Annotated in this window: 21 protein-coding genes; 5 read left to right on the forward strand and 16 right to left on the reverse strand. The window is 52.4% G+C overall.

Going from position 1 to position 19,732, the window contains the following annotated elements; all coding sequences use genetic code 11:
- The coding region (locus TOI97_RS09830; RefSeq protein ID WP_321554012.1) for a transposase at positions 1–166 on the reverse strand (166 nt) is incomplete at its 3' end.
- Between the two features lie 65 nt (positions 167–231).
- Between TOI97_RS09830 and TOI97_RS09835 the strand changes: the two genes are divergently transcribed.
- The 4 genes from TOI97_RS09835 to TOI97_RS09850 are packed head-to-tail and all read left to right on the forward strand — an operon-like array spanning position 232 to position 5,736.
- Entirely contained in the window at positions 232–582 is a 351-nt protein-coding gene (locus TOI97_RS09835; protein WP_321553949.1) for a hypothetical protein, read from the forward strand.
- Complete coding sequence (locus tag TOI97_RS09840; RefSeq protein WP_321553950.1) at positions 582–1,859, forward strand: restriction endonuclease subunit S; 1,278 nt, start codon at positions 582–584, stop codon at positions 1,857–1,859. The genes TOI97_RS09835 and TOI97_RS09840 overlap by 1 nt, the downstream gene beginning before the upstream one ends.
- A gap of 22 nt (positions 1,860–1,881) precedes the next feature.
- On the forward strand, positions 1,882–5,013 hold the full coding sequence (locus TOI97_RS09845) for a type I restriction endonuclease subunit R (protein WP_321553951.1): 3,132 nt from the start codon (positions 1,882–1,884) through the stop codon (positions 5,011–5,013).
- Positions 5,014–5,016: 3 nt separating this feature from the next.
- Complete coding sequence (locus tag TOI97_RS09850; protein WP_321553952.1) at positions 5,017–5,736, forward strand: M48 family metallopeptidase; 720 nt, start codon at positions 5,017–5,019, stop codon at positions 5,734–5,736.
- 88 nt (positions 5,737–5,824) lie between these two features.
- Here the strand turns inward: TOI97_RS09850 and TOI97_RS09855 are convergent, their stop codons facing one another.
- The 9 genes from TOI97_RS09855 to TOI97_RS09895 all read right to left on the reverse strand — a co-directional run bounded on the left by TOI97_RS09855 (position 5,825) and on the right by TOI97_RS09895 (position 14,468).
- Entirely contained in the window at positions 5,825–6,226 is a 402-nt protein-coding gene (locus TOI97_RS09855) for an FAD-dependent oxidoreductase (protein ID WP_321553953.1), read from the reverse strand.
- A gap of 43 nt (positions 6,227–6,269) precedes the next feature.
- Entirely contained in the window at positions 6,270–7,157 is an 888-nt protein-coding gene (locus TOI97_RS09860; RefSeq protein ID WP_321553954.1) for an MBL fold metallo-hydrolase, read from the reverse strand.
- 115 nt (positions 7,158–7,272) lie between these two features.
- Positions 7,273–8,484 (reverse strand): TsoY family (seleno)protein, encoded by a 1,212-nt coding sequence (locus TOI97_RS09865; protein ID WP_321553955.1) that lies wholly within the window; start codon positions 8,482–8,484, stop codon positions 7,273–7,275.
- 11 nt (positions 8,485–8,495) lie between these two features.
- Positions 8,496–8,813: a NifB/NifX family molybdenum-iron cluster-binding protein gene (locus TOI97_RS09870; RefSeq protein WP_321553956.1), complete on the reverse strand. Its 318-nt coding sequence runs from the start codon at positions 8,811–8,813 to the stop codon at positions 8,496–8,498.
- Positions 8,810–9,451 carry a cytochrome b/b6 domain-containing protein gene (locus TOI97_RS09875; protein ID WP_321553957.1) on the reverse strand — a complete coding sequence of 214 codons (642 nt, stop codon included), beginning with the start codon at positions 9,449–9,451 and terminating at the stop codon, positions 8,810–8,812. The genes TOI97_RS09870 and TOI97_RS09875 overlap by 4 nt, the downstream gene beginning before the upstream one ends.
- Complete coding sequence (locus TOI97_RS09880) at positions 9,448–11,061, reverse strand: tetrathionate reductase family octaheme c-type cytochrome (RefSeq protein WP_321553958.1); 1,614 nt, start codon at positions 11,059–11,061, stop codon at positions 9,448–9,450. The genes TOI97_RS09875 and TOI97_RS09880 overlap by 4 nt, the downstream gene beginning before the upstream one ends.
- 130 nt (positions 11,062–11,191) lie before the next feature.
- Positions 11,192–12,919, reverse strand: a complete 1,728-nt coding sequence (locus tag TOI97_RS09885; RefSeq protein WP_407651344.1) for a SulP family inorganic anion transporter — start codon at positions 12,917–12,919, stop codon at positions 11,192–11,194.
- Positions 12,920–12,945: 26 nt separating this feature from the next.
- Complete coding sequence (locus TOI97_RS09890; RefSeq protein ID WP_321553959.1) at positions 12,946–13,368, reverse strand: TIGR01244 family sulfur transferase; 423 nt, start codon at positions 13,366–13,368, stop codon at positions 12,946–12,948.
- Between the two features lie 446 nt (positions 13,369–13,814).
- Entirely contained in the window at positions 13,815–14,468 is a 654-nt protein-coding gene (locus tag TOI97_RS09895) for a peroxiredoxin (RefSeq protein WP_321553960.1), read from the reverse strand.
- A 96-nt stretch (positions 14,469–14,564) separates the two neighbouring features.
- On the opposite strand from TOI97_RS09895, the gene TOI97_RS09900 reads away from it, so the two are divergent.
- The gene (locus TOI97_RS09900; RefSeq protein WP_321553961.1) at positions 14,565–14,927 is read left to right on the forward strand and encodes a hypothetical protein; all 363 of its coding nucleotides are present in this window, start codon (positions 14,565–14,567) and stop codon (positions 14,925–14,927) included.
- A gap of 76 nt (positions 14,928–15,003) precedes the next feature.
- Here the strand turns inward: TOI97_RS09900 and TOI97_RS09905 are convergent, their stop codons facing one another.
- From TOI97_RS09905 to TOI97_RS09930, 6 genes are all read right to left on the reverse strand, one after another.
- Entirely contained in the window at positions 15,004–15,180 is a 177-nt protein-coding gene (locus TOI97_RS09905; RefSeq protein ID WP_178087309.1) for a hypothetical protein, read from the reverse strand.
- A 115-nt stretch (positions 15,181–15,295) separates the two neighbouring features.
- On the reverse strand, positions 15,296–15,760 hold the full coding sequence (locus TOI97_RS09910; protein WP_321553962.1) for a hypothetical protein: 465 nt from the start codon (positions 15,758–15,760) through the stop codon (positions 15,296–15,298).
- Between the two features lie 107 nt (positions 15,761–15,867).
- Positions 15,868–16,368, reverse strand: a complete 501-nt coding sequence (radC, locus tag TOI97_RS09915) for a RadC family protein (RefSeq protein ID WP_321553963.1) — start codon at positions 16,366–16,368, stop codon at positions 15,868–15,870.
- A gap of 73 nt (positions 16,369–16,441) precedes the next feature.
- The gene (locus TOI97_RS09920; protein ID WP_321553964.1) at positions 16,442–17,341 is read right to left on the reverse strand and encodes a recombination directionality factor; all 900 of its coding nucleotides are present in this window, start codon (positions 17,339–17,341) and stop codon (positions 16,442–16,444) included.
- Positions 17,342–17,419: 78 nt separating this feature from the next.
- Positions 17,420–18,430 carry a YqaJ viral recombinase family nuclease gene (locus TOI97_RS09925; protein ID WP_321553965.1) on the reverse strand — a complete coding sequence of 337 codons (1,011 nt, stop codon included), beginning with the start codon at positions 18,428–18,430 and terminating at the stop codon, positions 17,420–17,422.
- A gap of 45 nt (positions 18,431–18,475) precedes the next feature.
- Entirely contained in the window at positions 18,476–19,444 is a 969-nt protein-coding gene (locus TOI97_RS09930) for a DUF932 domain-containing protein (RefSeq protein WP_321553966.1), read from the reverse strand.
- Positions 19,445–19,732 lie beyond the last annotated feature (288 nt).

The raw sequence follows: 19,732 nt of genomic DNA on the forward strand, positions 1-19,732 counted from the left end.
TCAGAGGATCAGGATTGGCCGCTTGCTTGTGTTGCTTGAGCCAGTTGTAAAGACTGTGGTCTGAAACGCCCAGTCGCTCAGAGACGTCTTTTACAGAATAACCGCGTTCGGTTATTTGTTTGATGGCCTCAGCTTTGAATTCAGGTGTAAAACGTGGTTTTGCCATGATGCTCTCCTAAAGGTTTATTCTAACTTAAGGAGTGTCTAGTGTTTTAGGGGAAGTCCATTCCGGTGCGTGAAGTGGAAAGTGAGTATATCCGTGAGGAAATACTGCAAGATTTTGACGTGTCTGCGGTGTTTGTACTGCGTGATGCGGAGCCTTCAGCGGGTGAAAAATATTATGAGTTTAAAGCTGAGATCGACAGTAAAGAAAAAATACGCGAAGTGGCAGGTGATGCCAGCGCTGCTGTGATTGAGCAACTGGAACGCTGGTGGGATAAGTATCGTGTATCGCTGAAAGAGCTGGATGCAGAAGTGGCTGAGGCTGAGCAGGTGATGAAAGGCTATCTGCAGGAGCTGGGGTACGTTGAGCGTGAATCACAAGTACTACACAGGAATGGAAGCGAAGGAGTGGCTGAGTAATGGATGAATTAAGCCACCTTCCTTGTGACTGGCAAAAGATTAATGTTAGTTCTGTGGCAGACGTTATTGATCCTCATCCAAGTCACCGAGCGCCGGATGAGGATCCCTTAGGAATCCCTTTTGCTGGGATTGGAGACTTAGATGAATCAGGGAAGATTCGTGGAAATAAGGTGCGCCGAGTATCACCTGAGATTTATGAAGAACACAGTAAGCGGTATCAAATAACAGCTAATACTATTGGTTTTGGTCGCGTAGCCTCTATTGGAAAAATAATTGACTTTAAGGGTTTGCCTAAAAAGATAACGATTTCACCGACTCTTGCGTTAATTGAGCCGAATAGAATTGAAAAAAACTTCCTTATCCAAGCGCTAAAATCGCAAGATACTCAGTTGCAGATCAACCTTCTTTTGACTGGATCTACTCGTTCCTCTTTAGGTATTGCTCTCTTACGCAACTTGATAATTCCGTTTCCAAAGCTCCCCGAGCAACAAAAAATCGCCACCATCCTGTCATCCGTCGATGATGTGATCGAAAAAACACGCGCACAGATCGACAAGCTGAAAGACCTAAAAACCGGCATGATGCAGGAATTGCTGACCAAAGGGATTGGGCATACTGAGTTTAAAGATTCGCCAGTGGGGCAGATACCACGGAGCTGGGATGTCGTCAGCGTAGGGTCACTTACAGATGTAATAGACCCTCAGCCAGATCATCGGACACCGGCCGAGGTTATAGACGGCGTTCCGTATGTTGGATTGGGTGATATTGGCAAATCAGGTTTAATCGATTTTTCTGCAGCGCGGAAGGTTTCTCAAGAAGCATTTGAGAAGCAGAAAGAAGGTTTTGAAATACATCCTGGAGCTTTCATTTTCGGGAAGATCGGCACAATCGGTAAACCTTATGTACTACCTACTGAGCGTTTTTACTGTTTATCCGCCAACGTAGTCTTGGTTACAACCAAGAAAAGCATCAATATGAAGTACTTATTCCAAGTGTTTGGTAGTGAGATTATTGATCAACAGGTGCTCCTACAAACCAACACAACGAGCCAGCCAGCACTCGGTATTAAGAAAGTACGAGATTTTCTTGTTCCGTACCCTAAGCAGTGTGAAGAGGTCGAGTTAATAACTGAAGTGTTAGCTTCTGTAGATAATCGAATATCTAGAGTCAATGATAAGTTGGCTCATCAGCTCGATTTAAAAAAAGCCCTTATGCAAGACCTGCTCACCGGTAAGGTGCGCGTCAATCTCACCGACAAGGAGTCAGCGGTAGTCTGATGATCAGACGCCGATTATCACTATGTTCAATGACGAAGATTTCAAAGTAGAGCAACCCGCCATCGCCCAGTTGATCAGGCTGGGTTGGACCTATGTGCCAGGCACACATCTTGCACCGGTTGCCGCTGGCAAGGATGCGCAGTCCAGCGCCGAGCGTGCGTATTACCGCGATGTGGTGTTGGTGAATCGTCTTGAGTCGGCGCTGCGTAAGCTCAATCCGTGGATCAGCAATGAAAACCTTGGCAAAGTCATGCGTGAACTGACGCACCCCAACCATGCTGCGCTGATGGAGTACAACCACTGCATTTACGAGATGCTGGTTAATTACCTCTCGGTCGAGCAGGACTTAGGCAAGGGCCGCAAAGGGCAGACGGTTAAGATCATCGACTTTGATAACCCCGCCAATAACGACTACCTGTGTACCAATCAGTTTAAGATTGAAGGCGCAAACCAAAACGTCATTCCCGATATCGTTTGCTTTGTGAATGGCCTGCCGCTGGCGGTGATTGAGTGCAAGTCACCCTATGTGGCCGATGCCATTAGCGAGGGCATCAACCAATTGCGCCGCTATGCCAATCTGCGTGAACCCGCCAGCGAGGAAGGTGCGCAAAAGCTGTTTTGGTACAACCAACTGATGGTCAGCACCTGCCGCGACTTGGCCAAAGTCGGCACGATTAGCTCCAGCAGCCAGTATTACAGCGACTGGAAAGATGCCCACCCGTACAGTGATGCAGATATTCGTGCGCTATTGAGTAAATCTGTCAGCAATGAACAAAGTGTGCAGCTAGGCGCGTCTGATGTGCCGTCACCTGCTTATTTTGCACAAGCGCAGCAAATTGCTAATGGTGGTGCTGAGCACGCGGACATCAACGCACAGCAGCGTTTATTAGCTGGCATGTTTAACCCGTCGAGCTTTTTAGACTTAATCCGTAACTTTATTATTTACGAACCGATTGATGGTCGCTTAATTAAAAAGGTCGCTCGTTATCAGCAGTACCGTGCAGTAAATAAAGTGATCGAGCGCCTTAAAACGGGTGCAGACCGCCGCGAGAAGTCAGGGATTGTTTGGCACACCCAAGGTTCAGGTAAATCGCTGACCATGGTGATGTTGGCGGTGAAGATGCGCCGTGATCTAGAGTTACAGCAGTACAAGCTGGTGTTTGTCACTGACCGCACTCAGCTTGACTCACAGCTCTCCAGCACCTTCCGCGCGGCACAGAACGAAACCGTCTATAACGCCAACTCTGTGGCTGAATTAAAAGAGCTGCTGAGCCGTGACTCATCGGATATTGTCACGGCGATGGTGCAGAAGTTTCAGGAGGCCGAAGCCGAAGGCGATTTCCAAGACCTCAACGTCAGCGACAATATCATCGTGTTAGCGGATGAAGCGCACCGTACCCAGTTTGGTAATCTTGCTGCGACCATTAACGCCGCCTTACCCAATGCACCGAAGATCGGTTTCACTGGCACTCCCCTGCTGAAATCACAAAAGATGGATCAAGCGTTTGGTGGCTACATTGACCAGTACAAGATCAATGAAGCAGTCGAAGACGGTGCCACAGTGCGCATCATCTACGAAGGCCGCCAAGTGCAGAGCGAAGTGGTCGGTAAATCTCTCGATGCGTTGTTTGATGAGTATTTCAAGGATTACAGCAAAGAAGATCAGGCTGAAATTAAGAAAAAGTACGGTGTTGAGCGCGCCGTACGTGAAGCTCCGGCACGGATTCGTTGGGTGTGTATTGATCTGTTAAACCACTATCGCGAGAAAATTCAGCCCGATGGTTTCAAAGGCATGATCGTGGTGGGCAGCCGCTATGCCGCCACGCTGTTTAAGAAAACCCTCGACGAGCTGGGCGCGCCGCCATCGGCAGTGATTATTTCTGGCAATCACAATGATGAAGCCATCTACACGCCCTACACCAATGCGGCCCATCAAAAGCAGGTGATCAAGAGCTTCACCAAGCCCTTTGGCACCGATAAAGAAAAACAAGACCCAACCGCCTTCTTAATCGTCAAAGACATGCTACTGACCGGCTTTGATGCGCCCATCGCGCAAGTGATGTACATCGACCGCAGCTTAAAAGAACACACGCTGATGCAAGCCATCGCACGGGTGAACCGTACCTACCCCGGTAAAGATGTGGGCTATGTGGTGGATTATCATGGCCTGTCGGATTACCTAACCGAAGCACTGGAGATGTTCAGCAGCGAAGACGTGCAAGGCACTTATCACACGCTCAAAGATGAAATCCCAAGGCTTAAAGCCGCGCATACTCGCGTGGCTAATGTGTTTAGTGCGCTCAAGGGCGATGACATTGACGACTATGTTTTGTTTCTGAAAGACGAAGATGTCCGTCAGCAGTTTGATCTTGCCTTTAAGCGTTTTGCCAAACAAATGGATGTGGTCTTACCCGATGTCGCAGCCAAGCCTTTTGTGGGCGATTTAAGGCTTTGGGGTAAGGTACAAAATGCGGCGCGTAATCTGTACCGTGATCCCGGCTTAAATATCAAGGATGTCGGTGCCAAGGTGCGCCAATTGGTTGAAGAACACATTATCAGTACTGGCGTTGATCCGAAGATTCCACCAGTGGATCTAATGGCTGCCAACTTTAAGCAGTCTCTGGCCAAGCATAAGTCGCCTGAATCACGCGCGTCCGAGATTGAGAGCGCGATTAAGCATCACATTACCGTCAATCTTGATGATGATCCTGAATACTACAGGTCGCTCAGCTTGCGTTTGCAGGACATTATCGAGAAGTACAACGGCAAGTGGGATCAGCAAGTTGAGCTGCTGCTAGCGTTTTGTAACACCATCGAATCCGAGCGTGCGCAGACGGCCACTGATCTAGGCTTAACCGATACGGAATTGGCTTTCTACAATATCTTGATGGTTGAAGTCACCCGCCATAGCGGTGAAGAAACTGTCAGCGAAGCCGTACACGATGAAATCAAAGCCACCAGTCAAGGTTTAGTCAGCATGTTTGATGAAGCCACGCAGATCGTCGATTTCTTTGCCAAGGGCGATGAGATCAAACGCATGAAAAAAGAAATCAAACGCGCCATTTTAGAGTGTTCGTACAGTGATGCTGCGCTGGTGAAAGTCGTGCAAGACCGCTTTCTTGAGTTAGCCCAAACCCGCTTTGGTGGTAAGTAACCAATGCGAACTGTACTAGGCGCTCCAGAGTACCGTGACGGCAATGGCTTTATTGCTGAAGTCATCCGTACCAGCCGCCGTAAGACCGCTGACATACGGGTCGAGGAAGGCGCTGTGTCGGTGATCGTGCCAGTGAGCACCAGTATCGAAAAGATTGATCAGCTACTGTTATCCAAACGCATGTGGATCAAAGAGAAAATGGCCTTGCAACGCGACATGGCAACAGCAAGCAGCAAGCAATTTGTCTCAGGCGAAGCCTTCCCGTATCTAGGGCGTAACTATCGGCTTAAAGTTGAGTGTGGACCGTTTTCGCCGGCGAAACTCCTGCAAGGACGTTTGGTTGTGCAAACGCCTGAAGGCAGCCAGCAACCACACATGATCCGTAATGCATTGGTGCGTTGGTACAAACGTCAGGCCAGCTTAAAAATCCGTGAGAAGGTAAAACGCTACGCGCCTATCGTTGGTGTTGAGCCTGCTGGTGTGAATATCAAAACCTTCAAATCCCGCTGGGGTAGCTGTACTGCCAAAGGCGAGTTGGAGTTTAACTGGCTAATTATGCTCGCACCCAATCGCATGGTGGATTACGTTGTTATCCATGAACTTTGTCACTTGATACATCACGACCACTCACCGGAGTTTTGGCGTGAGGTAATGCGCGTAATGCCGGATTATCAGCAGTGTCGGGAGTGGTTGAGGGAGAATTCTGAGGGGTTGGTGGTGTGAGCTTCCTGTTTAAACTCAGGTGGGTATTGCCCGTAAGTACGTTTAGTTTTACTCATTTTGGCACTCCAATCACTGACAGTTATTGTCGCTAGCTAAAGTGTCCAGTTCCTTTAGTCCAGAACACCAGCAGGTGGTCGGACTTGAAGCGCACCCCTTCGTTTAGCCGGTCCTGCTCGGGAATGGACTCCATTCCCTTGAGCACCTTGCCCACAAAACGGTCACGCATCTGGCGTACGCGCTGCATGACGTTGGCACCGTCAATCTCGATCTGACCGGCGCTGACACCGAACATCGAGGCGTGCTGCATGTGCCAGGCAGCATCGGCTGCGGCGATCAGCAGCTTGCTGGGCATGCAGCCGACACGGGCGCAGGTTGTGCCCAGCGGGCCGGGGTCCATCAGCAACACGGAATCGGTGTGCTTGCGAGCTGAACGATAGGCACTCAAGCCGGCGGTGCCGGCACCAATTACAGCGACTTTAACCTTGCGCATATTCACTCCTTGTCGATAGCTAACCGGCCGGGGTCAGGGGAGATTAAAACAGGTTGATCGGTACTTTCAGATACACCTGACCGTTGTCTTCGGCAGGTGGCATCTGTCCGGCGCGCATGTTGACCTGCACCGATGGTAGGATCAAGGCAGGCATCGCCAGGGTGGCATCACGTTCGGTACGCATGCGCACGAACTCGTCTTCGCTGATGCCCTCATGAACATGGACATTGTACTGGCACTGCTCCGCCACCGTGGTTTCATGGCAGTACTCTTCACGGTCCGGTGCCTTGTAGTCATGGCAGAGGAAGATCCGCGTTGCACCCGGCAGGCTCAGCACCTTCTGGATTGAGCGATACAGGGTACGTGCATCGCCACCCGGGAAGTCACAGCGGGCGGTACCGTAATCCGGCATGAACAGGGTGTCGCCGACAAAGGCCGCATCACCGATCACATAGGTCAGGCAGGCGGGTGTATGCCCAGGCGTGTGCAATACTCGGCCTTCCAGAGTGCCGATCTTGAACTGGTCACCCTCTTCAAACAGACGGTCAAACTGGCTGCCGTCACGGGCAAACTCAGTGCCGGCATTGAACGCCTTGCCGAAGGTGTCCTGCACTACGGTGATCATGGCACCGATACCTGTTTTGCCACCCAATGCCTTATGCAGATAGGGAGCCGCCGAGAGGTGATCGGCGTGAACGTGGGTTTCCAGTATCCACTCGACCTGCAGGCCGTTGTCTTTAACGTAGGCGATAATGTCATCGGCCGAGCGCACATCGGTACGGCCGCTGGCGTAGTCGAAGTCGAGTACGGAGTCGATAATGGCGCAGGCCTTTGAGGCCGGATCCTTCACCACATAACTGAAGGTGTTGGTTGGCTCGTCAAAGAAGGTCTTTACCTGCGGATTTGAATGCGGTGCCTGTGTTGTACTCATGGCATTTTCCTCGCTGTAAAATATTAGATTGTTCTAATGCTAAGAGAAAAAACGCCCCGTGTCTGCCTTTCTCTGTTTGAATCTGTCTACGCCCGTAATAGCCAAAATTTTATGTTTACTGCATTGAGGCGATCAGCACGGCTTTGTGGCGTAACAGTCGGTTGCTCAGACGCAGCAGGGCAGCCAGTGTCAACAGTTGAATGATGGCGAGCAGGGCGATGCCGAGCCAATAAACGGGACCAAAGGCCGTGACGATGCCGCTTTCAACCCAGACCAGATGCCACCAGAACATCCCCATCACGAACAGGGCGACTCCAGGGCAGATCAGACCAAAGCTGACCGGGTTGCGTTCAGCACCTTTAAGGTGGGCTTTGAGGTAGCCGTTGAGCTGCATTACGCGAAAACCCAGCAGCATAACGCCCAGCTGCAGCATGAAAATGGCTGACAGCACAACAAACAGGCGGCCCTGTTCTACCGGTGCCGAGAAGTGATGACTCAGCCCGTGCTGCATCCGTACCCACTCAATCCCCAGCAGGGTCAGGATGGGAACCAGCATCCAGATGCTGGGGGTGGCCTGAGCCTGCAGACCGTGCTGCAGCATCGCCTGCAGGCCGGAGATCAGGACCAGAATGCCGGTGACGACCGCAACCACCAGAAACAGAATCGACAGAGTACCGGCGAGGGCCGCCAAGGCTTGTGAATGCGACATGGCGGCGGGTGCTGCAAAACCGACCGACAGCATGGAAAAAGTAAAAACGGCAATCAAAGGGGACAGGTGGTTATGTTCTTCACTGCGGTAGCCACCACTGACCAGCATGCGGGTGATGTAGCGTCCGTACAGTTTCAACGCCCAGATGCCGATGGCAGCGAAGGCCAACAGCGCCAGTGGAAACAGGTACTCAACGATTGACCAGAGGCCGGGCACCAGCAAAGCGCCGAGCGCAAAGCAGACATTCACTGTCATCGCCAGCGTCAGCGGCTGGGTCATCAACTGTACCTCTGCCGGTGAGTCCAGAAGTTTGCTGTAGCTCTCTGTGCTTCGTGCCGCACGATGTTCACGGAAATTCCAGATCAGCAATACAAAGTGCAGAGCCGCCAGCAGCAACATCAACAGGGTAGCCAACAGTGCGATGGCACGCACGCCGGTCGGAAATGAAGCCTGTCCGTTCAGAACAGTTTCAAGATGCTGCCAGGTCGGCATGGGAAAGCCCGGATGGGGCACCAGCCACATCAGGTACATAAAGAAAGAGACTGAAAGACCGCCCGCGCCCAGTGACGCCAGCCAGTAACTTGGGTGCCAGGGCTGTTCGGGATCACGTCTTAGCATCAGTAATCTCCTTACCCGGCCCAGCTATCAAGGTAGTGCTTGATGGCTGCATCAGGATCGGTCTCCGATGTGACCTGTGCTTCTGTCCCCTTGCGAGCCATACGTTGTGCCAGGCCCGGTCCCATACCGCCGGTCAGCAGAACATCTATAGCATCCAAGGGATGAGGTGAATTGCTGTCGCTGTCATGAAAGGACTCTTCCTTGCTCAGCTCCAGCAGGGTTTTGTCGGTGACTTCACCGCCATCGACTGTGTAGATCCAGAACCGCCGGCATCGGCCGGCATGTCCAGTAACGGTTTTACGGTTTTGGCTTGTGACAGCAATTTTCATTTCAGGGAACCTGCCTGTTTGCGATTGTCAGTTGTGGAATGCTCTTCGTCCTCGGTTTCATAGCCGGTGATCATCGGTCTGATCAGGCTGAACACGGTTTTGCCCATGGTGGCCATGTAGACGTGGGCAATGACGAAAATCAGCATCATGAACGCGGCGCCGGTGTGGATCAGTGCCACCCATTCCAGTGGCAGGCCGGACAGTCCCAGCTGATCCCACTGGTTGTAGAACAGGTACAGTAGACCCGAGATCCAGATCAGCGGCGAAATCATCAGCTTGAACCAGAGATAGGCCAGCTTCTGCAACGGGTTGTGTTTGGCCAGTGTGGTTTTCTTGAACGGATGCGAAGCCCCGGTAAAGGTGCCGATGGCATAGTAATGGATCACAGCCCCCAGCTTATCGGTGGTCGGCAGGTACTGACGCCATTCGCCGGTGGTGAAGTGCCAGAAGATCGCCAGTACCCAAAGGCCTATCAACAACCAGGCTGCGGTGGTGTGCAGCGACACGGCACGACCGAAACCGAACAGGCTATAGCTGCCGTGGATCTCAAAACCGGTGGTCAGCAGGAAGAAAATCAGTGCCGCCTGTGACCAGTGCCAGAAGCGTTCAAAACGTTTGAAAACCATTACCCGTTTCATTGTTTTCTCCTTCTGCGCACAGTCGCAATCACACGGCCGCCGGCATGCAAGAGGCTGCCGGCCAGTACCAGTGCAGCCGCACTCCAGCTGGCGGTATCCAGCCACTGATGACGGTCTCGGGCCGGAATATAGACGCCTTCAATGCCGTCCATACGACCACTGCGGGCGTGACAGTCGCTGCAGTGCAGAGCATCTTCAGCCGGTGCGACCATGTGAGCGATGGGCCAGTACATTTGGGTTTCAATGAAATCAAATTCACCACTGTAGGGCTGACCGGCACGCTCGGTACCGGCCTTGAGCGCCTTGGCCCAGTCAAAGTTGGTCCACAGCGCCGAGTCATCGTCCGGGCTGAATACATGGGTGACCAGCAGGGTCTGATGGACCTGGTCGTAGGGCTGCTTGCCGTGCATGATCTTGAACGGCCAGATGCGGCTGTCCGCCTGATCGGCGCTGCCACTGATGCGGTTGATCTGAATCGGCGGGTTGGCGATATCCAGCTTTTCATCCTGCAGGGTGTACTCCACCACACCGTTGAACCAGCGGTATTCAGGCATGGTGTTCTCGGCATGCTCGAAATTACCTTTGGTACTCAGGTAGGACACGTGCCCCTTGTCGTCATAACGGGTGATCGGCTTGCCGTTTTCATCCAGCTGTCCGGCAGTAGACCAGTCCCACCAGGTTTTGGTGGCGATGCCACCGCGGGCAAACTCGGGGATGTGGCAGGTCTGGCACGCCACACGGTCCACATGCTCGTTGATCTTTTCTTCCTTGTGCGGCGACATGCCGTGGCAGGACTCGCAGGAGGCGCGGCTCATGTCGGTATGACCCGGCACATCCACACCCAGGGTATCGCGGGCATTGGTCAGGTAGCGGCTGCCGGTGACGCTGTGCGCGCTGGTGGTATGGCAGTCGGCACAGCTGAAATCGGCTCCGTCAGCCGACATATGCACGTCAAGACTGTGGGCGGGATTGAGCAGCGAGGAGTCCAGATCACCATGTTTGACACCATCGGCACCGCCGCCATTGAAGTGACAAGCGCCACAGTTGTGGCGACCGCTGCTGCCCACCTGCTGCGCGATGGCGGCCAGGTCCGGCGGCGACTGCCACTGACCGCTGCCCGGCGGCACCTCACGGGCGGTATAGGCCGGATGACCGGCCTGATCGGGCAACTTGATATAGCCACCCGTGGTGTCGTGGCAGGCCAGACAGTCTACGGCGGTTTCGGCCTGAGGTGGCGGCTGGCTCATGTCTTCCCAGCCATAGCCGGTGTGACAACTGGTACAGCGCGGCTCATTGGAGGTTACCGAACCGCAAAAGCTGTTGATCACATGGCGCTTGCCCAGCGTCTGACCAGTGACCGGATGGTCATACTCCCAGGTCCAGTGCAGACTCTGCTGCAGCTGTTTGGCCGCTTCGGTATGACAGCGCAGGCAGGCCTGAGTCACCTCGGGACCACTGCTGAACGGCCCCTGCAGCGCCTTGAATTGAGTGTGGTCCGCCGTTGAAGTCTTGTCACTCAAAGGCAGACTCGCTTCGGCCTTGTCCACCGCAGCCGGCACCAACATTACTGATAGTGCCAATACAAGGCACATTCTTAACAGACTATCCATATTCTCCTCCCGAGATCAGGATCAGCCGCAACCGGCCTCTGCCGAAACACGCACACCCTTGAGCCTAGCGGGTGAATCCTGATACTGCCACCGTGACACGGCTGCCAGTTGACATCTCTGTTGTCTTGGCTCATGCGGTTGCGGGTTCCGTTGTCCGAGCAAGCGCCTGCCAGGCCTCATAGGTACTCATGAATACGCGGCCGTTGAGCTGCGCCGGGAATTCAACCAGCTGCAGTCGATCCATCACCGGACCTTTCACTTCCGCCAGATGCAGCTGGATACCCGCGTCCTTGAGCCGTTGATTGATCGACTCCAGACTGTCCAGCGCCGAGGCATCAATATGGTTGATCGCCTGACAGCTCAGCACCAGATGCTGCATCTGCGGATGCTGGCTGACCAGCTCCAGTACGCGATCCTCAAGGTAACGGGCATTGGGGAAGTAGAGACTCTCATCCACCCGCAACAGCAGCAGATGCGGATCGGTTTCTACCTGATGACGTTCCACATTGCGAAAATGTTCAGTCCCGCTCAACCGCCCGACCACGGCACTGTGCGGGCGGCTGGTGCGATACAGGTGCAGCGCCAGCGACAGCCCGACTCCGGCCAGAATACCGGCTTCCACGCCCTGCAGCAGAGTAATGACAATGGTGGCCAGCATGGCGGAAAAATCGGCTTTTGAGTAACGCCAGGTATGGTTGATCGCATGCAGATCCACCAGCGACAGTACGGCGATAATGATCGTTGCCGCCAGAGTGGCGATCGGCAGTGTTGCCAGCAGCGGGGTGAACCAAAGGATCACCACCAGAATGCCGACAGCCGTAAAGGCACCGGCGGCAGGGGTGCGTGCCCCGGCATCAAAATTCACCACCGAGCGCGAGAAGCCACCCGTCACCGGCATCCCGGCACTTAACGCCGAGCCAAGATTGGCGCAGCCCAGCCCGACCAGCTCCTGATCCGGGTCGATGCGCTCACGTCGTTTGGCGGCAAGCGTCTGCCCTACCGAGACCGATTCGACAAAACCGACAATACTGATCAGCAGCGCACCCACCCAAAGCTGCTGCCAAAGGCTCGCATCGCCGGAAGGCAGAGTCAGGGGTGGCAAACCCGCCGGAATATCGCCCACGACGGCCAGACCGGTTGCAGCCAGGTCAAAGGCTGCCGCAATCCAGGTGGTGACGACAACGGCAAGAATGGGCGCCAGACGCCCCAACCCGCCAGCCAGACCCTTGCTCAGCCCCAGGCGTTGCAGCAGTGGCACCAGCCAGCGGCGAGCGCCGTACAGAAACAGTAAAGTACCGGCACCGATCATCAGGGTGGTCAGGTTCAGATTCGGCAGGTTGCGCGCCAGATCGGCCAGCAACTCGGGCAGACTGTGGCCACTGGCGGCGATACCCAGCAGGTGTTTGAGCTGGCTGAAGGCAATAATCACCGCAGACGCTGTAATGAACCCGGAAATCACCGGGTGACTGAGGAAGTTGGCCAGAAATCCCAGCCGGAACAGCCCCATCAGCGTCAACATCAAACCGGAGATAAAGGTCAGCAAAATCACGGTCGAAAGATATTCGGCACTGCCCGGCGCGGCAATGGCACCGGCAGCTGCCGCCGTCATCAGGGCAATGACGGCCACCGGCCCTACCGAGAGGGTACGGCTGGTGCCAAAGACCGCATAGAGCACCAATGGTGCGATACTGGCGTAGAGTCCCACCTCGGGTGGCAACCCGGCCAGCATCGCGTAGGCCAGCGACTGCGGGATCAGCATGACGGTCACGATCACCGCGGCCAGAATATCCTGATTGAGAGTTGTCAGGCGGTAGCTCGGTAACCATTCAAGAAATGGAAAATACTTTCGGATGTTCACTCAAATTCCTTGAGACCTGGGTCAGGTCATCGCTTTTTGAATGTGTCTTTCTGCTCGTGCAGGTCGTGCCCTGCGGCGTGGGCTGCCTGCAGCAAGGGCCCCAAGTCACAGATCGCCTGCTGCATCTGGTTATGAATCCAAAGAGAAACAGCCCGACGTCCGCTGCGACAGAACCCCAATATAGGTGACGGTAGCGTTTCGATTGCTTCGCCAAAGGCTTCAACGACTTCAGGCGTGTACTCTCCGGGAGTGACAGGAATCTCGACCCACTCGATACCGGCCGCTTTTGCCGCCTGACGCAATTCGGTGGCGTCAATGTGGTCTTCAGCTTCGCCGGGCATACGATTACAGATGATCGATCGAAAGCCTCGTGATTTTAGTTCTGCCATGTCGCCAGGGTAGATGGCATGGCAGATCGAAAAGCCAGGTTCAAGTTCCTTGATATCCATGTATGAGCCCTCTTTATTAGAACAGGTTGATCAGTACTTTCAGAGACACCAGAGCGTTGTCTTCGGCAGGCTCAGTACCTTCTGGGTTCAACGACACAAGGTAAATTTAAAGAGTTGAGGTTGGCTATTGGGTCGATGGTTATTCGCCCCATGCTAAAGTGTGAGCGGGAACCAAACCGGGTTTTTGCGCACAAGCCCGCTATATGGAGAGGGAAACTGAATGCCCGCCTGCAGCAAAAAAAACAGAGTCCGCGAAGTCGTGGCTGTTTGGAATCTCGTCGTAACAATTGCAACCTCCTTATCCCATGAAATTGCTGTCAGTCGAGCCATCAGGGCGGTGTGCCATCCGGCCTGCCGAAGCAGGCCGGAGTCAGCACCGATGGGTATCAGAGCTGTTGGGTACTATTGTTTCGAGCATAGTGTTCGAGCAATAGTGACAGCCTGAATTAAGACGGCTGTTTGGTAGTACGCAGGTACGGCAGTTTGACGTCGATTTCGCCGAACTTGGCCTTGGCTTCTTCATCGTTCAGCGACAGAGCCACGATCACGTCATCACCCACTTCCCAGTTGGCGCCGGTTGCGATCGGCACCTTGTAGGTGGCCTGCAGCGCATCCAGAGCACGTACGACTTCAGCGAAGTTACGGCCGATGGACATCGGGTAGGTCATGGACAGCTGCAGCTTCTTGTCCGGGCTGAAGATGAACACGACACGCACGCTGGCAGAGTCGGCCGCGGTACGGCCATCTGGCAGGTAGGCATCAGCCGGCAGCATGTCCAGTGCCTTGGCAACGGCCATGTCTTCGTCAGCGATGATCGGGAACTTGGCCGGTGCACCGGCGTATTTCTCGATATCGGCTTTCCATTCAACGTGCTCGTCCACGCCGTCAACGGACAGACCGATCACCTTGGTGCCGCGCTTTTCCCACTCGGCTGCCAACTGAGCGACTGCACCGAATTCGGTGGTGCAGACCGGGGTGAAGTCTTTCGGGTGGCTGAACAGGATCGCCCAGCTGTCACCGATGAAGTCGTGCAGTTTGAAGTCGCCCAGATCGGTTTTCAGATCAAGGTTGGGTACGGTGTCATTAATACGAAGTGCCATCGTTTATTTCTCCAGTTGTCATCCATTTGGCGCTGCTGCGCCGCTACTGAAAACACAGTATTATAAGCTTATAACAAAATCAAATTTAACATGGCAATGGGGGCAATAGTAGAAGTTTATTGCATTGTCCCCATTATCAATCCTGCAGAGCCAGCGCATTCTATTCAAGAGAAGATCAGGTACTTGGGTAGTGGTAAATTGAAGCTGGATGATCCTATTTTAAACGATCAAATCAACCAAGTGCTCAACCTTAACTACTACCGCTTGAATGAGAACCGTAAAGCGGTAATTGATGCGGTGCAGCATGTGTTAGCGAGGACTAAAGGCAGTGCGACCACTGGTGGATTGCAGAGATTGCTTCAGGATTGGTCATCTTTAGATCGCCAGGGTAAACACAAGTCATTTTGTGGGGCTGCTATTTATTATTTGAATAAAAAGCTTGAGCGGGTAAAAAAATAAACGCCAATGAACCAAGCCAAGCAGCTTACGCTGCCTGACTTGGTTGCTTTTATCTCGCTGAGCTGAAAGTTTAGAGTCAATCGTTGCTGTCTTCGTCTTCGTAATCGCTGTCCAGCTGGTAAGTAGCAGTATGTCCGCTTAAGCATGTGCCGACCCAAGGCTCTGTTGGATCATCTTTATCGCAGGGAACTCGGGCACTACAAAACGGACATAAAGGGTCGGAAAACTCAACGGTGTAAGTGAAGGTGTCCATTGCATGTGTTCCTTTAAAACATAGGTTCACTGTGTTGCTTTCATGCCTCGTTACTAAGGCAGAGAACAGCATCCTCCTATGGCCAGTGGTCATTTGGCCCAGAAGGGAGCTTTATTTACAGGCTGATTGAGTTGGATATTCTTTTTAAAAGCGGGATGGCTTTTGCCGCTGCTATTTTTAAAAATCTCTCCTTTAGTGTTTCAGGTAAGTTTTTCATGACCATGATGACAAACTGACTGAATGGCAGCTTGATGTGCTCCCACAGCGTTGGCTTTCGATATTGAATACTTTCATTGAGTCTTTTAAGACGGTATTCGACTTCATTGCGCTCCTCAATATATTCCTGATGCTGGTCTTCTGTGATTTGGCCTAGTTTGTACCAGAGCTGTAAATCGCTACCTATTTTCTCTGTGACAGAATAGATCTTGTGATGCTCTGGGCTGCTAATGAGCTGCTCTTTTGTGTAGGTGTGCGTTTTGAAAAGCCAGCCCTCTGTCTGGCTGGTTTTATTACTTAATCGTTCTAGGCATTCATAAGGTATTTTGAATTTGTTTTTTATATTCAGTTTTACAATTCGCATGTTTGGCCTTTTTAACTAAATAAATTTTCATCTATGCTTGATCTCGCAAGGCGTAAGCTCTTGGCGTGAGAGCCAAGCAGTATGCAGCCTGGCTGGTTTTCACATGGCTACATGTTCCCGTTTTCCACAAGCGAATAGCATCCATCCGTCCCAACGATGATGTGATCCAGCACCCGCACGTCTACCAGTGCCAGCGCCTCCTTTAAGCGGGTGGTGAGGTGAATGTCGGCCTGGCTTGGTTCTGGATTACCTGAAGGGTGATTGTGGGTAATGATCATGGCTGCAGCGTTATGCTCCAGTGCAGTCTTTACCACTTCACGCGGGTATACAGATGCTGAGTCGATGGTGCCTCTGAACAGTTCGTGGAAGCCAATGATCTTGTGCTTAGTGTCCAGTAGCAGCACGGCAAAGACCTCATGTTCATAATCATGCAGCAGCGTGCGCAGGTGTTCCTTAACTGCCTGTGGGCTTTCTAATGCACGGCCTTTGCTGAGACGCTTCTGTGAGAGTTGTTTGGCCATGGTCAAGATATCGTGTTCAGTAACGATCGGTGACTCCATGACATAGGTGCCAGGTTCAGTACCGGCTTTAAGCATGTGATAGCGCATGATGTTTTTCCTTATAGGCATAAAAAAGCCACCTCGATGGGTGGCTTGAAATAGTGGGAAGTCCAGTGTGTGATTAAGCGTTGCTGGCGTTAGCGCTCGCTTTACGGTGAAGTTTGTCTGCCAGTGACCGTTCAGCTAGAACATGGGCTTTCAGGTCATTGTTGGCTCTACTTTCGGTAGGGTAAAACTCTTCAACGATTGCGCTGATGTCATCTTCATCCTCTTCAAAAGCTCCATTACCTAAGCCAGCGCTGGCAATGTGGTCCAGCGCATCTTGATTGAATCCAGTCTGTTGTCGTTGTTCGTGCAGCTGCTTAGCAGCGAGTAAAGTGTCAGGCATGCTCAGTCCTTCACGTAACGTAATGTCAGCGTAAAAGATGGGCGTACCACGGCTTTGGCGTGTGGACTTACCACGCAAGCGCAGCTCCAGTGGCAGACAAGACAAGAGATTGTTTGAGATGGCCTTAAAGTAATTCAAGCGAGCAGTGAGGGTGCGGATGCTGTTAAAACCTGTGGTGCGAAACACGAAGCTGCCCATGCTGTCGTCGTCACCAATCAGGACGTTCAAGCGAGCGTATGGCTTACAGGCATTGCCTTGTGCCAGTGGGCAGCTATCGGGTGATGGACAAGGTAACGACTGAATGCCGCTTTCCGTTTGACGCTTGCACGTCTCGCCATTACCTACGCATAACGGACGACCGGTGTTGCGATCAAACAAGCTGTAGTCAGCACGAAAGTTTAGTTCAGGTTCGTTAAACAGTAACCGAATCGGGATGCTACGCAGCTTGCCTTCTTGCTCCTGGCGTAGGTCATCATTCAGCGGGTGCAATAACCAACCGTCACGGGTTTGTACCTGTGAGGTGATAGTGAACTGATCATCTTTTTCAGGCAGACGTTTACCGTTCTTTTCCACAACGCGCCCAATTGAAATACGCCCCAGCACTGGTGGGGTAATAGCTAAGCCTTTCAGCATGATGTTCTCCTTAAAGCATAAAGCCCCCTGACTGCATAACGCGGCCAGGGGGCTTTATGTTGTGTTGGTTGAGTGAAACTATGAGATTAAGAAACGACGACTGCCTTTGCGCAAGGCTTGGTATTGCTCTTTAAGGTGGGGCATGTCACGCAGCAAAGATGCTGTATCAAAAGTAATGCTGTCTTTAGCTTTCTTCCAAGTCACCGCGCCTGAAGCAAACATCGCACGTGAAGCATCGCCCATCGCTTGTTGGATCTTTTGCTTGAGGGCAGACTCGTGTTTCTCTTGTTCACTGATAGTGTCACGCACCTGTTTGAGCGTTTCATACGCCAGGGTGAGTTCTTCATCCACCGAGAAATCAACGGTTTCACCTTGGTCTTGCGGGAACAAGCAGCGCAGCGCTGTATCTGCAGACGCTGAGCCATCTGCCGGTGGCGGTGTATCGGTTTCCACGTAGTTCCAGAATTGCCGTTCTAGCTCAATGAGTTGTGCAATCATGGTTTCGTCACGCTCAATACGATAGATCTCCAAGTGCTGCCCACCGAGCAGCACAGCAACGTCTGCAGCTTGTTTGCCAGTGACGGCTAACTGATGCATAACTTGCAGTTGCACGTACTCAGGCACGCCTTCTTTCCAAAGACGAGAGCCATTGATACCGGCTGTTTTGCACTCCAGAATTTGCACATCTTCAACGCCAATCACCTCACGGTCGATATTAGCTAGCATCCACGAAAGCTCTGGATCAGGGTGCTGCAATACCGCATTGATGCGACGGACACGGTTTCCCGTTTTGTTGGTGTAGTGCGAGGCCACAATCGGCTCCAAGATCGTGCCCCAAAATGCAGGGCTGGTGTCGTCACTTGGATCAAGTTGCGGTAACTCTGCATCACGGCCTGTTTTCTCCATCCATAACTCAAGCTGTGACTTGTAAGGGTTTAATCCAACAGCAGCTGCAGCGTCAGAGCTGCCGATACCTTTCTTACGGATGTTCAGCCATTCTTCACGCTCCAGGTTCTTAGTGCTGACTAAGCGCAAAGCAGGGCGGTTAATGATGGCTTTTACTTCTGTATTGACTTGATTGGTTTGCATGATAAATACTCCATTACGCTATAACGTAACTCTATGTATTGAAATTTAAGCAACGAGTTGTAAGGCTGTATCTAGAGCGCGTTGTTTGATCTGAGCACCTTGACCAAACCAAGCTGAGTCCAGGCGGTTGTCATTACTGCGTGCTTGCTTGTGGTGATCAACAAACTCGGTGACTGCACTAAGTAAGCCCCAGGCTGTACCGCTTGCAGACTCAAGCTCACTACCGCGTCCACGTCCGTCATACAGGTCTTGCACCACGCGTAAGGCTCTCTCGTTAGGCAGTTTCTCAGGTACAAGCACTTCACCATCCAGCTGGCACATAACGCCCATGAAGTAGCCCATCGCTTCTTTCCAGCGCACCTTACGCTGAGATAACAAGTTCATCTGGTACTTGAAGTCATCCCATTGCGAGACGGCAATACCGAGATCGCGCTTTACTACATCAGGATTAAACTTGGTGCTGTGCGGCACCTTGATGGCCATAGGTGCACCGTTGAGCGATACCGTTAAGGTGTTGTTGCATACGACGCGTACTGTTGTAGGCGTGGCTGTAGTGGCTAAAGTGCCATCACATGAGGTGGCCAGCAGGATATAACTGTTCACCAAGTCCTTACCCTTGAGCGTGAAGTCTTGACCGGTACGAGCCAGCGCCCAGAACTTACGCCCACCTTTAAGCACGCCAGCGGTTTCCAGTTCAAATCCAGATACTTCAGTCAGGTCGCGATAAAACTCGATCACGTCGTTAGGTTGTACGGTTTGATAGCGCTGCGACACAACAGATAGTGGCATTTTAGTATCGGAGCGATACAGGACCTTTTGTTCAGGGAAGGTGTGGATGCTACCTAGATGGCCAGCTATGTTTGATTTGAAATGGACTGGGCTTTCTAAAATATCCCAGTCCATACCGGCTTCACGACGCCAGACCTCTAACGGTTGTTTAGGTGACAGTTGATTGCCCAAGCCATGCCAGGGCGTATCACCAACGTAAGCCATTTGTTCAACTAAATGAGCCATGATGAAAACTCCTTTGTGGATTGTTAGTTCAATGCGATTACAGGTGAGAATTTTTGGAAGCAGCTATGGCATTGATAGTGGGGTAACAGCTTGCTATCAAATTCTTGACCGAAATGTGCTCCTAGTGTCGAGCCGTTTAGGCCGCCTGTAAGGCCAACTAATATTAAGCTAGCCACTGTGCTGGCAGTAAAAACATAGGGGGAGTGTTTGGGTGAGTTGTTCATTGCTGTGTATACCGCGCTGGCAGCGCCACTAATTGCGCCAATGCATGAGGCAATAGATGTGCTT

The sequence above is a fragment of the Denitrificimonas halotolerans genome (assembly GCF_034259425.1).
GTDB lineage: Bacteria > Pseudomonadota > Gammaproteobacteria > Pseudomonadales > Pseudomonadaceae > Denitrificimonas > Denitrificimonas halotolerans.

Coding starts and splice junctions, on each gene's coding strand:
- TOI97_RS09855 (WP_321553953.1), bottom strand. CDS start 6,226: ATGCGCAAGGTTAAAGTCGCTGTAATTGGTGCCGGCACCGCCGGCTTG.
- TOI97_RS09910 (WP_321553962.1), bottom strand. CDS start 15,760: ATGCGAATTGTAAAACTGAATATAAAAAACAAATTCAAAATACCTTAT.
- TOI97_RS09840 (WP_321553950.1), top strand. CDS start 582: ATGGATGAATTAAGCCACCTTCCTTGTGACTGGCAAAAGATTAATGTT.
- TOI97_RS09930 (WP_321553966.1), bottom strand. CDS start 19,444: ATGGCTCATTTAGTTGAACAAATGGCTTACGTTGGTGATACGCCCTGG.
- TOI97_RS09845 (WP_321553951.1), top strand. CDS start 1,882: ATGTTCAATGACGAAGATTTCAAAGTAGAGCAACCCGCCATCGCCCAG.
- TOI97_RS09865 (WP_321553955.1), bottom strand. CDS start 8,484: ATGCTAAGACGTGATCCCGAACAGCCCTGGCACCCAAGTTACTGGCTG.
- TOI97_RS09925 (WP_321553965.1), bottom strand. CDS start 18,430: ATGCAAACCAATCAAGTCAATACAGAAGTAAAAGCCATCATTAACCGC.
- TOI97_RS09860 (WP_321553954.1), bottom strand. CDS start 7,157: ATGAGTACAACACAGGCACCGCATTCAAATCCGCAGGTAAAGACCTTC.
- TOI97_RS09890 (WP_321553959.1), bottom strand. CDS start 13,368: ATGGATATCAAGGAACTTGAACCTGGCTTTTCGATCTGCCATGCCATC.
- TOI97_RS09895 (WP_321553960.1), bottom strand. CDS start 14,468: ATGGCACTTCGTATTAATGACACCGTACCCAACCTTGATCTGAAAACC.
- TOI97_RS09850 (WP_321553952.1), top strand. CDS start 5,017: ATGCGAACTGTACTAGGCGCTCCAGAGTACCGTGACGGCAATGGCTTT.
- TOI97_RS09870 (WP_321553956.1), bottom strand. CDS start 8,813: ATGAAAATTGCTGTCACAAGCCAAAACCGTAAAACCGTTACTGGACAT.
- TOI97_RS09920 (WP_321553964.1), bottom strand. CDS start 17,341: ATGCTGAAAGGCTTAGCTATTACCCCACCAGTGCTGGGGCGTATTTCA.
- TOI97_RS09875 (WP_321553957.1), bottom strand. CDS start 9,451: ATGAAACGGGTAATGGTTTTCAAACGTTTTGAACGCTTCTGGCACTGG.
- TOI97_RS09900 (WP_321553961.1), top strand. CDS start 14,565: ATGGGGGCAATAGTAGAAGTTTATTGCATTGTCCCCATTATCAATCCT.
- TOI97_RS09905 (WP_178087309.1), bottom strand. CDS start 15,180: ATGGACACCTTCACTTACACCGTTGAGTTTTCCGACCCTTTATGTCCG.
- TOI97_RS09880 (WP_321553958.1), bottom strand. CDS start 11,061: ATGGATAGTCTGTTAAGAATGTGCCTTGTATTGGCACTATCAGTAATG.
- radC (WP_321553963.1), bottom strand. CDS start 16,368: ATGCGCTATCACATGCTTAAAGCCGGTACTGAACCTGGCACCTATGTC.